This window comes from Micromonospora sp. NPDC002389, assembly GCF_040296095.1.
Lineage (GTDB): Bacteria > Actinomycetota > Actinomycetes > Mycobacteriales > Micromonosporaceae > Micromonospora.
This window is the reverse complement of sequence record NZ_JBEOWP010000002.1, coordinates 350698-370958: the sequence shown is the minus strand read 5'-3', so window position 1 is coordinate 370958 and position 20261 is coordinate 350698. Positions and strand designations below refer to the sequence as shown.

Here is a 20261-nt window from a genome sequence, read left to right as displayed (position 1 = left end):
CGCGATCCGGCGCAAGAATGGGTGCGGTGTAGGTATGCGGCGTAAGGAAGGGTGCGGTGTAAGGAAGGGCCCCCTATTAACGCCTGGTGTATAGGAGGGGTCCCCTCCTAACACCTGCACACATTCACACCCGCGCACCTGCACGGCTCAGTCGGCCGGGCGCAGGGCGCGGTAGGCCGCCCACGGGACGGTGGGACGCGGCCAGCCTCGCCGGTCCAGGTAGCGACGGGTCGCGGCCCGGGTGGTACGCACCGTACGCAGCGAATCCGTCATCCGGGCTTTGTGCCGGGCCGCCGGCTCGACCAGCTTCTGCGGATGCAGCGTCCAGCCGTCGGCGCTGCGGACCAGTTCACCGCGCACGTTGGCGTTGTGCAGGTTCCACAACTGCGCGTCGTGCCGGTGCACCAGCAGGGTCGCCGCACCCTCGACCGGGTCCACCCCGTCCGGCACCACCACCCGGTAGCCGTCCGCGCCGGCAGTCGCGGTGGTACGCACCAGCAGCGGTGCGCCGGCGGCGTCCCGAGCCGCCAGCACCACACTCGGGTACGCCGCCAGCACCTCCGCGCCGATCAGCGACCTGTCCTCGGCCGACGCCTCACCCGCTTCCCTGGTGGCCGGTAGCGGGCGGGTGGTCACCTCGGTCGGGGTGACGGTGATCAGCAGCCGCATGAAGTAGAAGTCGGTGAACATGGTCGCCGGCCAGTCGAGGTACTTGCGGCAGTTCGGCTGACGCTGGAACATCCGGGTCCAGAAGTCGGCCAGGTCACCGGTCGGATCGGTGTGCACCTCGTCGGGGCAGTGCGCCGTGCCGCGTACCAGGATCTGCTCCGGCTGTGTCAGCCCACTGGCCGTCGGGTCGGAGAAGAGCAGCGCCACCCGGCCGTCGCGGCGCACGTTGAACGCCTTCTGCGGGTAACCCAACGAGGTGGTGAGCATGATCGTGCCGTCCTGGCGGAGCAGCCCGGACGTCGGCCAGGCGACCGGTGTGCCGTCCTTGGTGAGCGTCGCCAGCTCACAGGTGCGGTACGCGGAGATCGTTGAGCCGAGCGCTGATTCGGGCACGATGACGCCAGGGGACGATTGCATGCCCGGAATCGTAGTCAGCGTCGCAATTCGACGGTTACGGCACCCATCGCACCTCGGCTGCTCGCCTGGGATGTTAGAAAGGGTCCCCTGCTATACGCGAGGCGTTAGCAGGGGATCCTTCCTTACATCAGTCAGCTCGCGGGCTGCGGGCTCTCCGGAGCCTCCTCGCCGACCCGGTGGGCGCGGACCTTGTGCCCGACGCTGGTCAGGCAGCGGCCGCTGGGCAGGTCGAAACGCCACCCGTGCAGTTGGCAGGTGAGCTGGTCGCCCTCGACGATGCCGAACCGGCTCAGGTCCGCCTTCAGGTGCGGGCAGCGCCGCTGCACCACCCAGTCGCCCAGGGTGATGTCCTCGGCGTCCACCGCCCGCTCGTGCTCGTCGTACCAGCCTTCGGCGTACTGGAGGCGCTCGGTGGAGAGGCACTTGAAGAAGGCGTACACGAACTCGTTGTACTGGCCGATCCGGGCAGCCGAGAAACGGCAGGAGAGGAAGAGCGAGTTGACCCAGTCCACCTCACCGATGTGCAGCAGGTGCTCGACCAGCGCCCGCTCGGTGCGGAACCGGTAGCGCACCTTCTCGTCCGCGTACGGCCGGACCTGCTTGCCGGGGAAGTCGACCACGATCGACTCGATGCTCTCGCCGTCGTAGCCCACCAGGTCGAAGCGGACCGGGCCGCCGACACCCTTGGCGAGATAGATCGACTCGTCCAGCAACGGCTCGATCCGCCGCTTCATCTCCTTGAGCACGTCCACCTCGGGGTGCCGCCAGGACGCCTTCTCCGCCTCGATCACCGGCCGCTTGCGCTCGCGCATCTCCTCCAGGTGAGCGGCCTTGTTGGCGAAGAACTCCTCGATCGGCACGGGGTGGGTGGTGGTCGCCCCCTCGGTGGTCACCTCGGAGACGCTGCCGGGCAGCAGCACGATGCCGTTGGTGCCGCCGACCTTGGCGTACTCGCTCAGGAAGACCGACTGGTCGGGGAAGATGTTGCCCTCGTCACCGAAGATGTCGTTGAACTGCCACAGCTCGTCGTCGAGGAAGCACGGCGGGCCGGCGATCGGGAAGACGTGGTCGGCCTTGAGGTCGTCGATGTAGCGCCAGGTGCGGTCGAACTGCCGGTCCCGCTTCTGCTTGCCGAACGCGGCCTTCGCCGACTGCGGCAGCTCGTACACCATCGGGTACCAGATCGCGCCGGAGAACTGGAGCAGGTGCGCGTGCACGTGACCCAGCTCGGCGAAGGTGGTCAGGTCGGTGGGACGGGCGTCGTTCTGGTTCAGCAGCCGGACACCGTCGTACTCCACCCAGAGCGAGGAGTCACCGATCGGACCGTCGGTCGGGCTGGTCAGCGCCTGGATCATGATCTTCAGGCCACCGTCCAGCTCGTACACCTCCTCGTTGCGGGTCTTCAGGAACTTCGTGAAGCCCAGCGCCCGGAACTCGTCCTCCATCTCGGAGGTGGGGAACTCCGGCAGCAGCACGGTGGCCTTCTTCGACACGTACCGCTTGAGGTGGGCCGCGTCGAAGTGGTCCCGGTGCAGGTGCGAGACGTACAGGTAGTCGACGTCGCCGAGGGTCTCCCAGTCGAGCAACGAGTTGTCCGGGAAGGGGAACCAGGAGGCGAAGTAGGCCGGGTTGACCCACGGGTCGCACAGGATGCTGCCCGCAGCCGTGTCGATCCGCATGCTCGCGTGCCCGGTACCGGTCACTCGCACCGCAGTTCCCCCTCAAAAAGACAATCAAGGTGTACGTCAGAACGCTACCGGAGGCAGTCTGGTCTGCGCCCCGCGACGCCGCCATAGTCGCCCGCCCCACCCGGCCGGGCCGAAGGTCCCGAGGTCGGCACAGCCGGCGTCGGCCCCGCGTATCCGCCCCACCGCAGGTCCCCTCCCGGGTGGCGTGCCAGACTAACCGGAGATCCGAACGCGAGGAAGGACCGACAGTGGCGGGAAGCGAGCCGGTAACGTCGCCAGACCAGCACAAGCCCGGGCACCGCAAGGCCGGGCGGATCGGCGCGGTCCTCACCGCGTTCGCGATGCTGGCCATGCTCTGCGGCAACCACGAGGGCAGGGTCGAGGACCTCTGGCTGGTCGGGGTCGCCGCGCTCCTGCTGCTCATCGTGATCGGCGACGCGGTGCTGCGGCGCAACGGCCTGCGCTCCTGAGCCGAGCGGACGACACGACGTACGACGAGGGCCCGTCCCGGAAGGGGCGGGCCCTCGTCGCGCCGTCGCGCAGGGCGGCTCTCGTCGTGGTGGCTCAGCGGCCGAAGAGGATGTCCTGCACGTTCTTCAGCGCGGCGTCGACCTCGGCCTCGAAGTAGCCGCCCTGCACCAGCCCGAACCGGAGCGTGTCCAGGTCCTTCGGGTTGACCGGCATCGGGTTCCGGCCGGCCATCCCACCGAGCAGGGTGTCGAAGAACCGGTCTACCTGGTCGGGGTCGTACCCGCTGCCGAAGCGACGCACCTGGAAGCTGCGCCGGATCTCGTCCACCCGGTAGAGGTCGCTGCCGGGCGGCCCGGCCATCGGCGGGCCGGCCATGGCCGGCGGGCCACCCAGCGAGGGCACGCCCATCGACGGACCGCCGATCGCCTGTTGCGGCAGTCCAGGCGGGCTCCCCTGCGGGCCGCGCCGCTGCTCACGGTCCGGCATCCGGATCTCCGCGGTCATGTCGGTCCGGCCGTGGCGTCCCGCCTCGAAGCCGTCGAACCGCTGCTCGTCCGGCGGACCGTAGCCACCCCGACCCTCCGGCGGGCCGTACCCGCCCGGACCGTCCGGCGGACCGTAGTCCGGCGAGCCGTACCCACTCGGGCCGTCCTGCGGACCGTAGCCACCCCGGCCCTCCGGCGGGCCGTACCCACCCGGGCCGTCCTGCGAGCCGTACCCGCCCCGACCCTCCGGCGGACCGTACCCGCCCGGACCGTCCTGCGAGCCGTAGCCGCCGGGACCGGCGGGCAGGCCGCGCGGCGGCGGACCGCCGTGACCCATCTGTGCGCCGGGCGGCCCCATCTGGCCACCGGGCCCCATCGGACCGCCACCGCGCGGCCCGTCGTACCCGCCGCGCGGGGAGTCGTACCCGCCGGCGAAGGCTCCCGTCGGTTCGTCGTAGCGGCCGTAGGGGCCTGCCTGTGCCGGCATCGACCGGGGCGGCATCGGCGGCTGCGGCACCGGGGCCATGCCCCGCTCGTCGCGTACCGGCGGACCCATGCGGTCCGGGGGTCCCATCCGGTCCGGCGGACCCATGCGATCGGGCGGGCCCATCCGGTCCGGGGGCGCCATCCGGTCCGACGAGCCCATCCCGGAGTCGCTGGCCCGGACGCCACCCGTACCGCCGCGCTCCTCCAACTCGGCCAGCTGCCGCTCGACCCGGTCGAGGTGCAGGTCGACCTGCCACTCGTCGTAGCCGTTGAAGCGGACCCGGAAGACGACGTCGTGGACCTCCTGCGAGACCACCGGGGCGCCGACGGGCTGACCCGCGAGAGTCGCCTCGACCCGGTCCAGGAAAGCGTCCACCTCGTCAACCTTGTAGCCCCGGCGGAGCGCCTTACGCCGGAAACGCTGACCCTGACTCGCCACTATGTCTCCTGGTCTCGTTCGCCACGCCCGGTCACGCTGACATCTCCCCGGCCGGGTCGGTGCCCCTGTCCTCCGCGGCGGCCAGCTGCCCACACGCCCCGTCGATCTCGCGACCTCGGGTGTCCCGCACCGTGGTGGACACCCCGGCGTCGCGCAACCGCCGGACGAACTCCCGCTCGACCGGCTTCGGGCTGGCGTCCCAGCGGCTGCCCGGAGTCGGGTTGAGCGGAATCAGGTTCACGTGGGCCAGCTTGCCGGCCAGCAGCCGCCCGAGCAGATCCGCTCGCCACGGCTGGTCGTTCACGTCCTTGATCATCGCGTATTCGATCGACACGCGACGCCCTGTCCGGGCCGCGTAGGCCCAGGCCGCGGCCAGCACCTCGGACACCTTCCAGCGCTGGTTGACCGGCACGAGTTCGTCGCGCAGCTCATCATCGGGCGCGTGCAGCGACAACGCAAGAGTCACCGACAGGTCTTCGCTGGCCAGCCGGTTGATGGCGGGCACCAGGCCGACCGTGGAGACGGTGATGTGGCGCTGCGACAGACCCAGACCCTCGGGGGCCGGCGTGACCAGCCGACGGATCGCCGCGACCACCCGGTTGTAGTTCGCCAGCGGCTCCCCCATGCCCATGAAGACCACGTGCGAGAGCCTCGGCGGCGACCCGGCGACCGCGCCGGAGGCGGCCACCCCGGCCAGGTAGACCGCCTGGTCGACGATCTCGGCGGTCGACAGGTTGCGGGTCAGCCCGGCCTGGCCGGTGGCGCAGAACGGGCAGGCCATGCCACATCCGGCCTGGCTGGAGATGCAGACGGTGACCCGGTCCGGGTACCCCATCAGCACGCTCTCCACCATCGAGCCGTCGTGCAACCGCCAGAGCGCCTTCCGGGTCGCCCCGTCGTCGCAGGCCAGCTCGCGTACCGGGTTGAGCAGCCGGGGCAGTAGCCGGTCGGCCAGCCGGTCACGGGACGCCGCCGGCAGGTCGGTCATCAGCGCCGGGTCACGCACCAGGCGACCGAAGTAGTGGGTGGAGATCTGGCGGGCTCGGAAAGCCGGCTCGCCCAGCTCCGTCACCAACTCCTTGCGACCGTTCAGGTCGAGGTCGGCGAGGTGTTGCGGTGGCATCGCCGCCCGACGCGCGCCGGGCGCGTCCGGGTCGACCGGGATCAGGGGCAGACTCGTCATGGCCCGTCCAGTCTGGCACGCCCGCCGAGGAACGCACCCGTCCGGAGGCGGCGCATCCCCTCCGACCCCCTGCGCGACCCGGGCACGCCGGCGTGGTCCATGCCTCAGTTCACCGCCGGCACGAAGACCACCAGCAGCAGGTACGCGGTCGGCACCGCGAACAGGACCGAGTCGAGCCGGTCCATCAGACCGCCGTGCCCGGGCAGCAGGTTGCTCATGTCCTTCACGCCCAGGTCCCGCTTGATCATGGACTCGGCGAGGTCACCGATGACCGCCGCCGCCGAGATCGCCATCCCGAACACGGCACCCCACCAGGGGGCCACGTCGAACAGCAGCCAGAGCAGCACGGCGCTGCCCAGCGCCGCGGCGCCCAGCGAGCCGACCAGACCCTCCCAGGACTTCTTCGGGCTGATCGTCGGCGCCATCGGGTGTTTGCCGAAGTTGGCGCCGGCCGCGTACCCGCCGGTGTCGGAGAGCACCACCGCTACCAGGGTCACCAGCACCCGCAGCGGGCCGTCACCGGGCGAGGAGGCGAGCAGTGCGGCGAAGCCGCCGAGGAAGGGCACGTACACCGCGATGAGGGTGGCTGCGGTCATGTCCCGCCGGAGGCCGGCGACGCCGTCACCGAGCCGCCAGACCAGGGTGCCCGCGAGGGTGACCAGCAGGCCGAGCAGGAGCGCGTCCAGGCCGGCGAACCAGCCCAGGGTGACGGTGAGCACGCCACCGGAGATCAGCGGGACCAGCGGGACCCGGGCACCGCCACGGCGTACCGCCCGGGACATCTCCCAGATGCCCACGCCGTAGGCCGCCGCGATCAGCAACAGGAACGCCGGGGTGTACAGGAACAGCGGCAGCAGGACGGCGGCGCCGAGGCAGGCCCCGACGGCGATGGCGGCCGGCAGGTTCCGGCCGGCGCGGCTCGGCGTCGGCTGGCTCGCCGGACGACCGGCACCGGCCCGCCGTCGTCCACGGTGGCGTCGGGCCTGGGCCGGGTCGGCGTCGGGCTCGGGGGCGTCGTCCGCCGGCACCGGAGCGAGCTGCGTGGTCGGGGCGTCGTCGTGGTCCCGGCCGTCGTCGGGGCGTACCGGTGCGAACTGCGCCGTCGGCGCGTCCTCGTGCTCCAGGTCGCGGCGTCCGCCCTCGGTGCGTCGCGGAGCAGCGTCGGGGGCGTCACGCGGCTGGTCCCGGTCGTCGTACGGACCGGCCGAGTCGTCGTACCGCCCGGGGCCGTCACGGTCGTCGAACGGGTCGGGTCGGGAGCCGAAGCCGGTTCCGGCCGGGTCGCCCCGGTCCTCCACGGGCCGGGCGTACGGGTTGTCGGCCGGCGGACGCGGGCGGGTACGCGGCTCGGCGGAGAGTTCAGCGCCGGGGCGCGGGCCGCGCGACCACGGGCCGGGTTCGAGGTCCGGGTCGGGCCAGGGCAACGAGGTCGGCCGATCCGGGCGGTCCCAGCCGCGGGCCTCGGCGCCACCGTAGGGGTCGAGGTGGGACATCACGCACCGGACGACAGCGGTACGAGATCAACCACTTGACGCACAGCCACTACCATCCCCTACCCGCGCGAGGCGCTCCGTCTGATTCGCCGGCCGGTAAGCCGGTTGATCTCCACCGTTCACCCCCGGGTCGCCGGGAATCGTGCCGAGCCTACTGCACCGGGAGGCTCCGCAGGACGCACCAGTACCCACCGCCCGCCTCGCCGATCATGGGCTTGCCGTACCGGCCGGAGAGCCGGAGGACGACAACGTCATGATCGACGAGCCGGGCGTACGAGGCGAGGGTGGCGGCGGATCAGACCTCCAGCAGCTCGGCTTCCTTGTGCTTGACCAACTCGTCGACGTGCGCCACGTAGCGCTGGGTCACGTCGTCCAGTTCCTTCTCCGCGCGACGGCCCTCGTCCTCGCCGACCTCGCCGTCCTTGACGAGCCGGTCCAGCTCTTCCTTGCCCTTGCGACGGATGTTGCGGATGGCGATCTTCGCCTCCTCGCCCTTGTTCCGGGCGACCTTGATCATGTCGCGGCGGCGCTCCTCGGTCATCTGCGGGAGTAGGATGCGCAGCTGGTTACCCTCGTTGTTCGGGTTCACCCCGAGGTCCGAGTCGCGGATCGCCTTCTCCATGGCGTTGATCTGCGAGTTGTCGTACGGCTTGATGATGGCCATGCGCGGCTCGGGGACGCCCACGGACGCCATCTGGGTCAGCGGCGTGGGGCTGCCGTAGTAGTCGATGATGATCTTGGAGAACATGGCCGGAGTGGCGCGACCGGTGCGGATGGCACCGAACTCCTCCTTGGCGTGCTCGACCGCACGCTCCATCTTCTCCTCGGCCTCGAGGAGGGTGTCGTCGATCACCGCTCTCCTCGCCTCCTTCTTGTGCTCGTCGTGGGCTTGTCGGGTCACCGGGACGGACCGCCGAGGTCACCGTCGACGGTCAGCTCAGGTGGTGATCAGCGTGCCGATCTTGTCGCCGCCCACCGCGCGGACGATGGTGTCGTCGCCCTGCGCGCCGAAGACCAGCATCGGTAGTCCGTTCTCCATGCAGAGGCTGAAGGCGGCCGCGTCGGCGACCCGCAGGTTGCGGCGCAGCACCTCGGAGAAGGTGATCGAGTCGAACTTGCTGGCGGTCGGGTCGATGCGGGGGTCGGCGCTGTAGACGCCGTCCACACCGTTCTTGCTCATCAGCACCACGTCCGCGTGGATCTCCAGCGCACGCTGGGCGGCCGTCGTGTCGGTGGAGAAGTACGGCATACCCGCGCCGGCGCCGAAGATGACCACTCGGCCCTTCTCCAGGTGCCGGATCGCCCGCAACGGGATGTACGGCTCCGCCACCTGGGCCATCGTGATCGCGCTCTGTACGCGGGTCTCGATGCCCTCCTTTTCCAGGAAGTCCTGCAGGGCGAGGCAGTTCATCACGGTGCCGAGCATGCCCATGTAGTCGGCCCGGGCCCGGTCCATGCCACGCTTCTGCAACTCCGCGCCGCGGAAGAAGTTGCCGCCGCCGACCACCACCGAGACCTGCACACCGCGGCGGACCACGGTGGCGATCTGCCGGGCGATGGCCTGGACCACGTCCGGGTCCACGCCGATCTCGCCGCCGCCGAACACCTCGCCGGAGAGCTTCAGCACCACCCGGCGGGCCCGGCCGGGCGGTGGTGCCGTCGGGTCGTCCACCGCCAGCGTCGGGTCACTCACAACCTGCGTCATCCGCCCGTCCTTCCCCCACTGCCGCGCCCGGGTGCGCACATCTGCCGTTGCCGACCTTATGGGACGAGGAGACCGCGGTGTGTGTCGCGTACACCGGCGGCCTCCTCGTCGTGTCGTTGCCCAGCACGGGCGCGTACGCCCGGCCGAAGGTCAGGACTGGCCGACCTCGAACCGCACGAAGCGGGTGATCTCGATGCCGGCCTCGGCCAGCACCTGCTTCACCGACTTCTTGTTGTCGGTGACCGACGACTGCTCCAGCAGCACGAAGTCCTTGAAGAAGGAGTTGACCCGACCCTCGACGATCTTCGGCAGAGCGGCCTCGGGCTTGTTCTCCTCGCGGGCGGTCTGCTCGGCGATCCGCCGCTCGGACTCGACGATCTCAGCCGGCACCTCGTCCCGGGTGAGGTACTTCGGACGCATCGCGGCGATCTGCATGGCCGCGCCACGGGCGTCGGCGTCGCCGGCCTCGTCGGCCTTGCCGGCGTACTGCACCAGCACGCCCACCGCCGGGGGCAGGTCCTGGGCCTTGCGGTGCAGGTAGACCGCGACCGTGCCGTCCAGCTTGGCGAAGCGGTTCAGCACCAGCTTCTCGCCGATCTTGGCGGACTGCTCCTGGACCACGTCGGCGACCGGACGGCCGTCGATCTCGCTGGCCAGCAGTTCCTCGGCGTTGCTCGCGCCCGAACGCTCACCGTGCTCGACCAACTGCTGGGCGAGCGCGATGAAGGCGTCGTTCTTGGCGACGAAGTCGGTCTCGCAGTTGAGCTCCAGCAGCGCCTGACCGGAGTGGGCGACGAGGCCGTTCGCGGCCGTCCGACCGGCCCGCTTGCCGACGTCCTTGGCGCCCTTGACGCGCAGGATCTCGACGGCCTTGTCGAAGTCGCCCTCGGCCTCGGTCAGGGCCTTCTTGCTGTCCATCATGCCGGCGCCGGTCAGGTCGCGGAGCTTCTTGACGTCCGCCGCGGTGATCTGGGACATGGCTCTCTCTTCGGTGTTGGGACTGCGGGTGAAATGGACTGAGGTGACGATTACCCGGTTCCGAGAGGTTCGTGCCCGGTCTGCCCGCCGCCGGCCACCGCCGTCAGGGACGGACGGTGGCCGGCGGCGGTGCGGTCACTGACCGGCGACGGCGGCCGGCTGCTCGGCGGGCTGCTGCGGCTCGTCGGCCTTCTGCGGCTCGGCGGACTGCTGCGGCTCGGCAGCCGCCTGCGGCTCGTCGGCCTTCTTCGGCTCCTCGAGCAGCTCGCGCTCCCACTCGGCCAGCGGCTCGTCGGTGGCCACACCGGCCTCCGGCTTCTCGTCGCCGCCCCGGCGACGGCCGGAGCGGGCGATCAGGCCGTCGGCGACGGCGGCGGCGACGACCTTGGTCAGCAGCTCGGCCGAGCGGATCGCGTCGTCGTTGCCCGGGATCGGGAAGTCGACCTCGTCCGGGTCGCAGTTGGTGTCGAGCACGGCGATCACCGGGATGCCCAGCTTGCGGGCCTCGTCGACGGCGATGTGCTCCTTCTTGGTGTCGACCACCCAGACCGCGGCCGGAAGCTTCTGCATGTCCCGCAGACCACCCAGGGTGCGGGACAGCTTGATCTTCTCGCGGGAGAGCTGCAGGGTCTCCTTCTTGGTGTAACCGGCGGCGGTGCCGCTGAGGTCACCGAGGGCCTCCAGCTCCTTCATCCGCTGCAGCCGCTTGTACACCGTCTGGAAGTTGGTCAGCATGCCACCGAGCCAGCGGTGGTTGACGTACGGCTGACCGACCCGCGTCGCCTGCTCGGAGATCGCCTCCTGGGCCTGCTTCTTGGTGCCGACGAAGAGGATGCTGCCACCCTCCGCCACCGTGTTGCGCACGAACTCGTACGCCTTCTCGATGTAGTCGAGAGTCTGGCGGAGGTCGATGATGTAGATGCCGTTACGCTCGGTGAAGATGAAGCGCTTCATCTTCGGGTTCCAGCGCCGGGTCTGGTGCCCGAAGTGAACACCACTCTCCAGCAGCTGACGCATGGTCACGACGGCCATGGTTGGTTACTCCTTGCGGTCCCTGGTTGTCCCGCCCGACCGGCGGTCGGGCGTCCTGGCGCCCGGTCGCCGGCCATGACGGGCCCGACAGGGTCGGGACCAGGGAGGCCGTCGCCCCACGACGATTCGTGGAGAGGGCACGCGAGGTCGACCGCGCGAGGCGGTCGCCAGTCGCCCAGTGTACGCGCCCTCCCCACCCCGCCACGCCCGGGTGTAAGGAAGGGCCCCCTACTAACGCCTGCGGTATAGAAAGGGTCCCCTCCTAACATCCGGGGGACGCCGACATCCGCCCGCCGCCGCGACGACGCGGGCGGGCGCCGGCGGCGGTTCAGCCGGCGGCCAGCGCGGCGGTGAGGAAGAGCGCCAGGCCGACGGTCAGGTACGCGGTGGGCGGCCGCAGCCAGCCTCGTGCCCCGTCGGTGAGCGAGAAGCCGGTGGTCCGCAGCCCGTACAGGCCGGCCGCGAAGATCGGCAGACCGATCATCAGGAGCATGCCGGTCAGCACGTCGGCGGCGGAGACCGGATCCGCGGTGACGCCGTGCAGCAGCACCAGCAGCGCGGGCACCTCGAAGATCGCGACCAGCACGGCGAACAGCACCGCGAGCACCGGACGACGCGACCGGTATACACCGTCACCGGCCGGCAGCCCCGGCTGCGTCGCCAGCGCCTGGTAGCCGGCGGTCGCGGCGTCGAGCGGGTACGCGGACCCCGCACCGCCGGCCGGCAAGGCAGTGCCCGCACCGCCGGCGGAGAAGCCGGTGCCCGCACCGCCGGCCGGCAAGCCGGTACCGGCGACACCGGACTGGTGTACGGCACCCGTGCCCGCCGCCGACGGCTCGGTGTCGCTGCCGGCCTGGTAATCGGTGCCGCCGCCGGCCGGATAGGAGTGGTCGGTGGTCGGCAGCTCCGTTCGAGGTGCCACCGGCGGCATAGGGCCGGTCGGCATCTCCAACGGGTTCGGCGTCTCCGTCGACCGCTTGGCCTCGACGATCGGGTACCCGCCCAGCGGGGCCGGCCGGGTCGGATCGATCACCGGCAGTGCTCCGCCGGAGGTCGGTGCCGCTTCCCGGGCGGCCCGACGACCGGGACGGTCGGTGGGCAGCTCACCGGAGATCTCCGGATCGATGGCAGCGTCCGGCCGCCGGAAGCGCGACGCCCGGTAGCGCTCGGTCTCGGCCGGGGCGTCGCCGAGCGGATCAGGGGTGCCGAAGCGCCGTGGCGAGCCGTACCGGTCGTCGTCGTCCGCCCGCTGCTCGGGAGCGGTCAGGGGATCATCGTCGCGGTACCGCGCCTCCGAGGTACTGCGCCAATCCGGGTCGCCGTAGCCGCGGTCGCGTTCACCCGGGTACCAGCGCGACTCCTGGTCATCGGCAAAGCTGCGTCTTCCGTCCACGTCGGCACCGTATGCGACGGGCAGGGCGTACGCCATTCCCGTCCCGCGCCTGGCCAGAGGCCCTGTTCCCTTTCGACCAGGTACGCAGAGTAACGGCCGGATTCGTGGATTAGCGCACGCCTAGCACACGAAAGGCATGATCGTCTGTTCGTCCACAGCCCCTGCGGTTGTCCACAGGTCGCGTCGACGGGGTCGCCCCGGCACCACGTACGGGCGCAGGGTGCCGGCATGACCAAGCGGAACCAGGCGGTCGGCGGCTACGGGGAACGGTGCGCCGTCCGACACCTGATCGAGACGGGCCTGCGGCCGGTGGAGCGGAACTGGCGCTGCCCCTCCGGAGAGATCGACATCATCGCCTGGGACGGGCCGGTGCTCGCCTTCTGCGAGGTGAAGACGCGTCGCACCACCCGCTTCGGCAGTCCCGCCGAGGCCGTCGTGGCGCGGAAGGCGCGCCGCCTGCGCCGGCTCGCCGCCGCCTGGCTCGCGAGCACCGGCACCACCGCCGACGAGATCCGCTTCGACGTCCTGTCGGTCCTGCTGCCCGCAGCCGGCCGGGCCCGGGTCGAACACCTCAAGGGTGCCTTCTGATGCCCCGCGACGCCGGACGAAGCGCGCCGCCACCGACCGGCTGCGGGACACACCCGCCGAGCGGCGGTCGAGCACGCCCGTCGAGCGGCATCGAGGTACGCCCGCCGACCGGCGGGGTCGTGTCGCCGTACGAGTGTCCGGTGGGTCCGCGATGAGCTATGCCCGGGTGCTCTGCGTCGGCCTCGTCGGGGTGGAGGGACACCTGGTGGAGGTGGAGGCGGATCTCGCACCGGGCCTGCCCGGAGTGGTCATCTCCGGGTTGCCCGACACGGCGCTGCACGAGGCCCGCGACCGGGTCCGCGCCGCCGTGGTGAACTCCGGCCAGCGCTGGCCCAACCGACGGATCACCCTCAACCTGCTGCCGGCCACCCTGCCCAAGTTCGGGTCGACGTTCGACCTGGCGATCGCGGTGGCGCTGCTCGGCGGCTCGGGCGAACTGCCGCTGCTGCCGCTGGACGGCGTGGCGATCCTCGGCGAGCTGGGTCTCGACGGCGCGGTGCGCCCGGTCCGGGGCGTCCTGCCGATGGTGGCCGCGGCGGCTCGGGCCGGCATCGACCGGGTGATCGTGCCGGTGGGCAACGCCGCCGAGGCCGCCGTCGTGCCCGGCCTCCGGGTACGAGGCGTGGACAGCCTGCACCGGCTGGTCTGCTTCGTCCGCGACGGCCGACCGCTGATCGAACCGCCGGTCGACGACGCGCCGGAGGCGGTCACCGGACCGGATCTCGCCGACGTCGCCGGGCAGGGGCTCGGCCGACGGGCGCTGGAGGTCGCCGCCGCCGGTGGACACCATCTGGCGTTGATCGGGCCGCCCGGCGCCGGCAAGACCATGCTGGCCGAACGCCTGCCGTCGATCCTGCCGACGCTGGACGACGCCGCGGCGCTGGAGGTGACCGCGTTGCACTCGGTCGCGGGCCTGCTGCCGGCCGGCGGTCGACTGATCCGACGGCCACCGTTCCAGGCCCCGCACCACACCGCCACCGTGCCCTCCATCGTCGGCGGCGGCGCGGGACTGGCCCGGCCGGGCGCGATCTCTCTCGCACACCGTGGAGTGCTCTTTCTCGACGAGGCCCCCGAGTTCAGCAAGCCGGCCCTGGAGGCGCTGCGCCAGCCGTTGGAGCACGGTCGGGTGCTGCTGACCCGCAGCCGGGGCGGCGCCGAGTACCCGGCCCGGGCCCAACTGGTGCTGGCCGCCAATCCGTGCCCGTGTGCGAACCCGGCGGGCGACGACCGGTGCGAGTGCGCTCCGGCGGCCCGCCGCCGCTACCTCGCCCGGCTCTCCGGTCCGCTGCTCGACCGGATCGACCTCCAGGTCCGCCTGCAACCGATGCGGGCGGCCGAGCTGATGGAACCGGCGGCGCACGAGTCCTCGGCGGTCGTCGCCGTGCGGGTCGCCGCCGCACGGGAGGCCGCCGCCGAGCGGTGGGCGACGCTGGGACGCCGGCTCAACTCCGAGATACCCGGGCCGGATCTGCGCCGGGCACCGTGGCGGCTACCCAACCCGGTCACCGCCGATCTGCGGGCCCGGCTGGACTCCGGGTCGCTGTCCGCCCGGGGCTTCGACCGTGTCATCCGCCTGGCCTGGACGATCGCCGACCTGGACGGACGGACCCAGCCGGACAAGAAGGACATCGCCGAGGCCATCACACTCAGGACGGGAGAGGGTACGTGAGCACGCACGAGGAGTCGCGGCTGGCGCGGGTGGCGCTGACCTGGCTGGCCGAGCCGGGCACCCGCTCGGTCTACCGGTTGGTCGCCGAGATCGGGCCGGTGGCCGCACTGGACCTGCTGCTCGACGGCGGGGCGCCGCAGGAGGACCTGCGCAATACCGTGGCCGCGCGAACCCGGGCCGGTGATCCCCGGGCGGTCGCCGCCGAGGCGCTACGCCGCACCGACCGGCTCGGTGCCCGTCTCGTCACGCCCGACGACGACGAGTGGCCGACGACGGTCGAGCAGTTGCGCCACCTCCGGCTCGACCTGCCCGGCAAGCAGCGTCGGGTCGACATCGAGACCGATCCCCCGCTCTGCTTCTGGGTACGCGGCGCGTGGCGGCTGGACGAGACGCTGGAGCGGTCGGTGGCGGTGGTGGGGGCGCGGGCGGCCACGCCGTACGGCATGCACGTCGCCACCGACCTGGCCTACGGGCTGGCCGACCGGGAGTGGACGGTCGTCTCCGGCGGCGCGTTCGGCATCGACGCCGCCGCACACCGGGGCGCCCTGAACGCCGGTGGGATGACCGTCGCAGTGCTCGCGTGTGGAGTGGACCGGCCGTACCCGCTGGGCAACACCGCGCTGTTCGACCGGATCGCCGAGACCGGCCTGTTGGTGAGCGAGTGGCCGCCGGGTGCCGAGCCGTTGCGTCCACGCTTCCTCATCCGTAACCGGGTGATCGCGGCGGCCACCAGGGGCACCGTGCTGGTGGAGGCGGCGGCGCGCAGCGGCGCGACCCAGACCACCCGACGCGCGCTCGCCCTGAACAAGCGCGCGATGGTGGTGCCCGGTCCGGTCACCTCGGCGATGTCGGTCGGTGCGCACGAGATCCTGCGGGAGAATCCGGCGGCGCGGCTGGTGACCGGGTTGGCCCAGGTGTTGGAGGAGGTGGGCCCGATCGGTGAGCTGGCGCCGTTGCCGCGTGGTCCGGAGCACCCCGCCGACCTGCTCGACGACGACGCGAGGTCGATCCTGGAGTCGCTGCCCCGACGCGGCACCCTCGGCGTGGACGACATCGCGGCGAGGGCCGGCCTGGTCGTCCGCACGGTGCTGCGCACGCTGCCGATGCTCGAGGAACTGTCCCTCGTGGTGCAACGTGAGGACGGGTACGCCCTGGCCGACCCGGCGGGTCATCCGCCCCGGTCCCCGTGAACCCGACGCGGGCGTCGCCACCCGGCAAGCGCGTCCGCACCATGCAAGCGGGTCCGGCCGGGCCGCGTGGTCGCGGGTGGCGCCGAGCGGCCGTAGGCTGGCAGCCGTGCGGGGTACGGACGGACAGGGCCGGGACGTCCGCGGCACCCGGGCGGTGCACGCGGCGCTGCCGGAGCCGCTGCGCGACGCGGTGGACGACTTCGCCCGCCACCTCGCCTCGGTCCGCAACCGGTCGGCCCACACCGTACGCGCCTACGTCGCGGATCTGGTGTCCCTGATGGAGCATGCGCGACGGATGGGCTGCACCCGGGTCGCCGAGTTGACCCTCGACACGGTCCGTAGCTGGCTGGCCCGGCAACGCACGACGGGCGCGGCCCGCACCTCCATGGCCCGGCGGGCGGCGGCGGCGCGGACCTTCAGCGCCTGGGCCCACCGGGAGGGGCTGCTGCCCACCGACGTGGCCGCCACCCTGGCCAGTCCCCGCGCGCAGCGGACCCTGCCCACGGTGCTCCGTGCCGACCAGGCCGCCCAGCTCGTCGAGGCACCGACCCGCGTCACCGCCCCCGCCCGCGTCACCGACCGCAGCACCGGCACCGGCACCGGCACCGCGCCGGAGACCGCCGACACCGATGCCGCGCCGGAGGCCGCCCGCCCCGGCACCGCGCCGGAGACCGCCGACACCGATGCCGCGCCGGAGGCCGCCGACACCGACGTCGGGCGGACTGATCGGGGACACCGCGCACCCGTCGACGGCCACGGGGAGCCGGATCGGGCCGCCGAGGCGGTGCTACTGCGGGACCGGGTGCTGCTCGAACTGCTCTACGGCACGGGGGTACGGATCAGCGAGGCGTGCGGGCTCGACGTGGCCGACGTCGACCACGCCCGACGCGTGGTGCGGGTCCACGGCAAGGGTGGTCGGGAACGGAGCGTGCCGTACGGGCTGCCTGCTCAGCGTGCCCTCGACGACTGGCTGCGGCGGGGGCGGCCGGTGCTGGCGGTCCCGGATTCCCGCGACGCGCTCCTGCTCGGCGCTCGGGGTGGTCGCCTGAACCCGACGACCGCCCGCCGGATCGTCGCCGGGTACGCCGAGGCGGCCGACCTGCCCCGGACGAGCCCGCACGCGCTGCGCCACTCGGCCGCCACCCACCTGCTCGAAGGTGGCGCGGACCTGCGAGCGGTGCAGGAGTTGCTGGGGCACTCGTCGCTGGCCAGCACTCAGGTCTACACCCACGTCTCGGTGGAGCGGCTGCGCGCCGCGTACCGGCAGGCCCATCCCCGCGCCTGACCGGAGCGGGCCGGGCGACGCCGGTCAGCGGTTACGATCATCGGGTGAGCGTCCCGCCGCCGCCCGAGCCGATCGCGGGTGCCCGTCTGCTCTTCTCCCTCGATCCGGCGACCAGTCACCTCAACCACGGCTCGTTCGGGGCGGTGCCGATCGTCGCGCAACGGGCCCAGCAGCGCCTGCGCGACGAGATGGAGTCGGATCCGCTGCGTTTCTTCGTGCAGGGACTGGCCGACCGGATCGCGCACACCCGCCGGCACCTGGCCGGTTTTCTGGGCGCGGACCCGGACGGCACCGCGCTGACCCCGAACGCCACCACCGGCGTGGCGGTGGTGCTCCAGTCGCTCGGGCTGCGCGAAGGCGACGAGGTGGTCACCACCGACCACGGCTATGGCGCGGTCACCCTGTCGGTGCAGCGGGAATGCCGCCGGAGCGGGGTGACCCACCGCGTGCTGCGGGTGCCGCTGACCGCCACCGACGAGGAGATCCTGCAGGTCGTCCGGTCCGGGCTGCGTCCGGGGCGTACCCGGCTGCTGGTGGTGGACCAGGTCACCTCGGCCACCGCCCGGCTGTTCCCGGTCGCCGCGATCGTCGGGATCGCCCGGGAGCAGGGCGTGCCGGTGCTGGTCGACGCCGCGCACGCACCGGGCATGCTGGCCGCGTCGGTGCAGAGCATCGGCGCCGACTTCTGGGTCGGCAACCTGCACAAGTGGGGGTACGCGCCACGCGGCACCGCCGTGCTCGTGGTGTCACCGGCGTGGCGGGAGCGGATCGAGCCGCTGGTGGTCTCCTGGGAGCAGGAGTCGGGCTTCCCCGGCCGGTTGGAGTGGCAGGGGACGGCGGACTACACCGCCTGGCTCAGCGCACCGGCCGGTCTCTACACGCTGCGCAACCTGGGCGTGGACCGGGTACGCGCGCACAACGCCGCACTGGCCGCGTATGGGCAACGGGTGGTCGGGGACGCGCTGGCGGTGCCGCCCGCCGAGCTGCTCGACCCCGGCGGACCGACCGTCGCCATGCGGATCGTCCCGTTGCCGGCGGGCCTCGCCACGACCCTCGACGCGGCGCGGGCGTTGCAGGCCCGGATCTTCGAGCGACTCGCCACCCAGGTGGCCGTCATGACCTTCGGCGGACGGGGGCTGCTGCGGCTGTGCGGGCAGGTGTACAACTCGCCGGACGAGTACGAGCGGCTCGCCGTCCGGCTGCCCACCCTGCTCGCCCAACGCTGAGCGCAGCCGTCGCCCCGCCGTCCCGGCTCGTCGGGGAGCGGGACCCGACGCCTGACGGGTCCGGGTCGAGCGGCAGCAGGCGGGATCGACCGAGACCGAGCAGCGCAAGCGGGTCGAGGTAGTCGTCGCCCCGGCGTAGCCCCCAGTGCAGGCACGCCGTCTCGGGGCAGCCGGCGTGGCCGGGCAGCAGGGTGCCCAGCGCGGTTCCCGCCGACACCGACGTGCCGACCGTGACATCCGCCCGGACCGGCTCGTAGGTGGTGCGCAGGCCGTCCGGGTGCGCCACGGAGAGCACCGGGCGGCCGGCGACCATGCCGGCGAACAGGACCGTGCCGGTGCCGGCGGCCCGGATCGTCGCACCGGCCGGGGCGAGCAGGTCGACCCCGCGATGACCGGGCAACCACGGTCGGGGCGGCGGATCGAACCGACGCACCGGGTGCGGCCGACCGTCGACCGGCCACCTGAACCGCCCGGCCTCCACCAACCGTTCCGGAGCAGCCCGGAGCGGCACGACCGGAAGCGAAACGGCTGGTGCGGGCGATGCGGCAGCCGCAGACGGCAGGTCCGGAACTGGCGCGCCAACAGGCGGGACGGCCGCGAGCCCGGTCCGCACCGGAGCGGCACGCGGCATGACCGCGACCGCTGGCGATGCCAGGACCGGCAGCAGCGCGACGACACCGGCGAGCAGGACACCCCGCCTGCCGCCGCGCCGGGCCGCCGAGCGCGGGCGTGCCGCACCGGCCGGTCGCACGACGGGACACCGCCACGCAAGGGGACGCGGAGTGACCGTCGGCCGCACAAGCGCGGCAAGAGATGGCACAACCTCGCCACCCCGCGCCGACACCCGCCCGCCCGAACCAGCCACCGAGCCGGACCGCACCGAGCCGGACCGCACCGAGGCGAACCACGCCGAGGCACGCGGCACCAAGGCGGACCACACCAGGGCAGACCGCGCAGGGACAGGCGACGCCGAAGCGGAAGGGACGAGTCTGATCAGTGACCGGATGGGCATGTCGGCGATCCTGACCGGACGGTCGCCGGCCGGCTGCCCCGCGCGCCTCGCCTGTGGACAGCGGGACGTCCTGTGGACAACCCACGCCGGAGGAGCTGATCTGCTATGGCAGCGGGCCTAGGCTCGACGGGATGACGCGCGACTGGTACGCCTGGCACGACCAGTACACCGACCCCGCCTCGCCGCTGTCTCGGCGGCTGGCGGAGGTGCGTACCCGCATCGGCGCCGCGCTGGGCGCGGCACGGCCCGGACCACTGCGGGCGGTCAGTCTCTGTGCCGGTCAGGGACGTGACCTGATTCCGGTGCTGGCGACGCACCCGCGTGGCGGCGACGTGACCGCCCGGCTGGTGGAGCTCGATCCGCGCAACGTCGAGGTGGCGCGTGCGGCGGTGGCACGGGCCGGGTTGCCCGGGGTCGAGGTGGTGCCCGGGGACGCGGCGCGCACCGACGCGTACGCCGGACTGGTCCCGGCCGACCTGGTGCTGGTCTGCGGCGTCTTCGGCAACATCACCGAGGCGGACATCCGGGCCACGGTGGGCCACTGCGCGTCGCTCTGCGCCACCGGCGGCACGGTCTTCTGGACCCGGCACCGGGGGGCGCCGGATCTGGTGCCGGCGATCTGCGACTGGTTCGCCGAGGAGGGCTTCGCCCCGGTGGCGGTCAGCTCTCCGGCGGACGGGGTGGGGGTGGGCGTGCACCGGTTCCTCGGTACGCCCCGACCGCTGCCGAGCGGGGTGACGATGTTCGAGTTCACCGGGCGGCCGACCGACGAGGTCGACCGCTGACCGGACACGGTGGACGGATCGCGGCGGTGGGGGTCACCGGCGATGCCCGTCCGGGCAGGGACGTGCG

The 20261-nt window shown here is 72.5% G+C and carries 17 protein-coding genes and 1 pseudogene; 7 read left to right on the top strand and 11 right to left on the bottom strand.

The window, feature by feature from the left end; genetic code table 11:
- Nucleotides 1-147 precede the first annotated feature (147 nt).
- Together ABT008_RS04960 and ABT008_RS04955 are read right to left on the bottom strand one after the other, a co-directional pair.
- Nucleotides 148-1086, bottom strand: a complete 939-nt coding sequence (locus ABT008_RS04960) for a pyridoxamine 5'-phosphate oxidase family protein (RefSeq protein WP_350693701.1) — start codon at nucleotides 1084-1086, stop codon at nucleotides 148-150.
- Nucleotides 1087-1217: 131 nt separating this feature from the next.
- Complete coding sequence (locus ABT008_RS04955) at nucleotides 1218-2795, bottom strand: Rieske 2Fe-2S domain-containing protein (protein ID WP_350693700.1); 1578 nt, start codon at nucleotides 2793-2795, stop codon at nucleotides 1218-1220.
- Between the two features lie 227 nt (nucleotides 2796-3022).
- Between ABT008_RS04955 and ABT008_RS04950 the strand changes: the two genes are divergently transcribed.
- A complete protein-coding gene (locus ABT008_RS04950; RefSeq protein WP_350693698.1) occupies nucleotides 3023-3244 on the top strand; it encodes a DUF2631 domain-containing protein in 222 nt (73 codons plus the stop codon).
- A 94-nt stretch (nucleotides 3245-3338) separates the two neighbouring features.
- On the opposite strand, the gene ABT008_RS04945 is transcribed toward ABT008_RS04950, so the two are convergent.
- The 8 genes from ABT008_RS04945 to ABT008_RS04910 all read right to left on the bottom strand — a co-directional run bounded on the left by ABT008_RS04945 (nucleotide 3339) and on the right by ABT008_RS04910 (nucleotide 12439).
- Nucleotides 3339-4655, bottom strand: coding sequence for a DivIVA domain-containing protein (locus ABT008_RS04945; RefSeq protein ID WP_350693697.1), 1317 nt, complete (start codon nucleotides 4653-4655; stop codon nucleotides 3339-3341).
- 31 nt (nucleotides 4656-4686) lie between these two features.
- Nucleotides 4687-5838, bottom strand: a complete 1152-nt coding sequence (gene rlmN, locus ABT008_RS04940) for a dual-specificity RNA methyltransferase RlmN (protein ID WP_350693695.1) — start codon at nucleotides 5836-5838, stop codon at nucleotides 4687-4689.
- A 104-nt stretch (nucleotides 5839-5942) separates the two neighbouring features.
- Complete coding sequence (locus ABT008_RS04935; protein ID WP_350693694.1) at nucleotides 5943-7331, bottom strand: phosphatidate cytidylyltransferase; 1389 nt, start codon at nucleotides 7329-7331, stop codon at nucleotides 5943-5945.
- Nucleotides 7332-7626: 295 nt separating this feature from the next.
- Nucleotides 7627-8184 carry a ribosome recycling factor gene (gene frr / locus ABT008_RS04930; RefSeq protein ID WP_350694071.1) on the bottom strand — a complete coding sequence of 186 codons (558 nt, stop codon included), beginning with the start codon at nucleotides 8182-8184 and terminating at the stop codon, nucleotides 7627-7629.
- Between the two features lie 84 nt (nucleotides 8185-8268).
- Nucleotides 8269-9036 (bottom strand): UMP kinase, encoded by a 768-nt coding sequence (gene pyrH, locus ABT008_RS04925; protein ID WP_350693692.1) that lies wholly within the window; start codon nucleotides 9034-9036, stop codon nucleotides 8269-8271.
- A gap of 150 nt (nucleotides 9037-9186) precedes the next feature.
- On the bottom strand, nucleotides 9187-10014 hold the full coding sequence (gene tsf / locus ABT008_RS04920) for a translation elongation factor Ts (protein WP_350693691.1): 828 nt from the start codon (nucleotides 10012-10014) through the stop codon (nucleotides 9187-9189).
- 135 nt (nucleotides 10015-10149) lie between these two features.
- Nucleotides 10150-11046 carry a 30S ribosomal protein S2 gene (gene rpsB / locus ABT008_RS04915; RefSeq protein ID WP_350693690.1) on the bottom strand — a complete coding sequence of 299 codons (897 nt, stop codon included), beginning with the start codon at nucleotides 11044-11046 and terminating at the stop codon, nucleotides 10150-10152.
- A 328-nt stretch (nucleotides 11047-11374) separates the two neighbouring features.
- Complete coding sequence (locus tag ABT008_RS04910; protein WP_350693689.1) at nucleotides 11375-12439, bottom strand: hypothetical protein; 1065 nt, start codon at nucleotides 12437-12439, stop codon at nucleotides 11375-11377.
- A gap of 228 nt (nucleotides 12440-12667) precedes the next feature.
- Between ABT008_RS04910 and ABT008_RS04905 the strand changes: the two genes are divergently transcribed.
- The 5 genes from ABT008_RS04905 (at nucleotide 12668) to ABT008_RS04885 (ending at nucleotide 18397) form a co-directional block, all read left to right on the top strand.
- Nucleotides 12668-13027 carry a YraN family protein gene (locus ABT008_RS04905; protein ID WP_350693687.1) on the top strand — a complete coding sequence of 120 codons (360 nt, stop codon included), beginning with the start codon at nucleotides 12668-12670 and terminating at the stop codon, nucleotides 13025-13027.
- 151 nt (nucleotides 13028-13178) lie between these two features.
- Nucleotides 13179-14696, top strand: coding sequence for a YifB family Mg chelatase-like AAA ATPase (locus ABT008_RS04900; RefSeq protein WP_350693685.1), 1518 nt, complete (start codon nucleotides 13179-13181; stop codon nucleotides 14694-14696).
- Nucleotides 14693-15886, top strand: coding sequence for a DNA-processing protein DprA (gene dprA, locus ABT008_RS04895; RefSeq protein ID WP_350693683.1), 1194 nt, complete (start codon nucleotides 14693-14695; stop codon nucleotides 15884-15886). The genes ABT008_RS04900 and dprA overlap by 4 nt, the downstream gene beginning before the upstream one ends.
- 106 nt (nucleotides 15887-15992) lie before the next feature.
- Nucleotides 15993-17171: a tyrosine recombinase XerC gene (locus ABT008_RS04890; protein WP_350693682.1), complete on the top strand. Its 1179-nt coding sequence runs from the start codon at nucleotides 15993-15995 to the stop codon at nucleotides 17169-17171.
- A gap of 44 nt (nucleotides 17172-17215) precedes the next feature.
- Nucleotides 17216-18397 (top strand): aminotransferase class V-fold PLP-dependent enzyme, encoded by a 1182-nt coding sequence (locus ABT008_RS04885; protein WP_350693681.1) that lies wholly within the window; start codon nucleotides 17216-17218, stop codon nucleotides 18395-18397.
- Between the two features lie 64 nt (nucleotides 18398-18461).
- Here the strand turns inward: ABT008_RS04885 and ABT008_RS04880 are convergent.
- Nucleotides 18462-19028: pseudogene (locus tag ABT008_RS04880) on the bottom strand (murein hydrolase activator EnvC family protein); the annotation flags it as partial.
- A 512-nt stretch (nucleotides 19029-19540) separates the two neighbouring features.
- Between ABT008_RS04880 and ABT008_RS04875 the strand changes: the two are divergent.
- Nucleotides 19541-20194 carry a methyltransferase domain-containing protein gene (locus ABT008_RS04875; protein WP_350693680.1) on the top strand — a complete coding sequence of 218 codons (654 nt, stop codon included), beginning with the start codon at nucleotides 19541-19543 and terminating at the stop codon, nucleotides 20192-20194.
- Nucleotides 20195-20261: the final 67 nt, after the last annotated feature.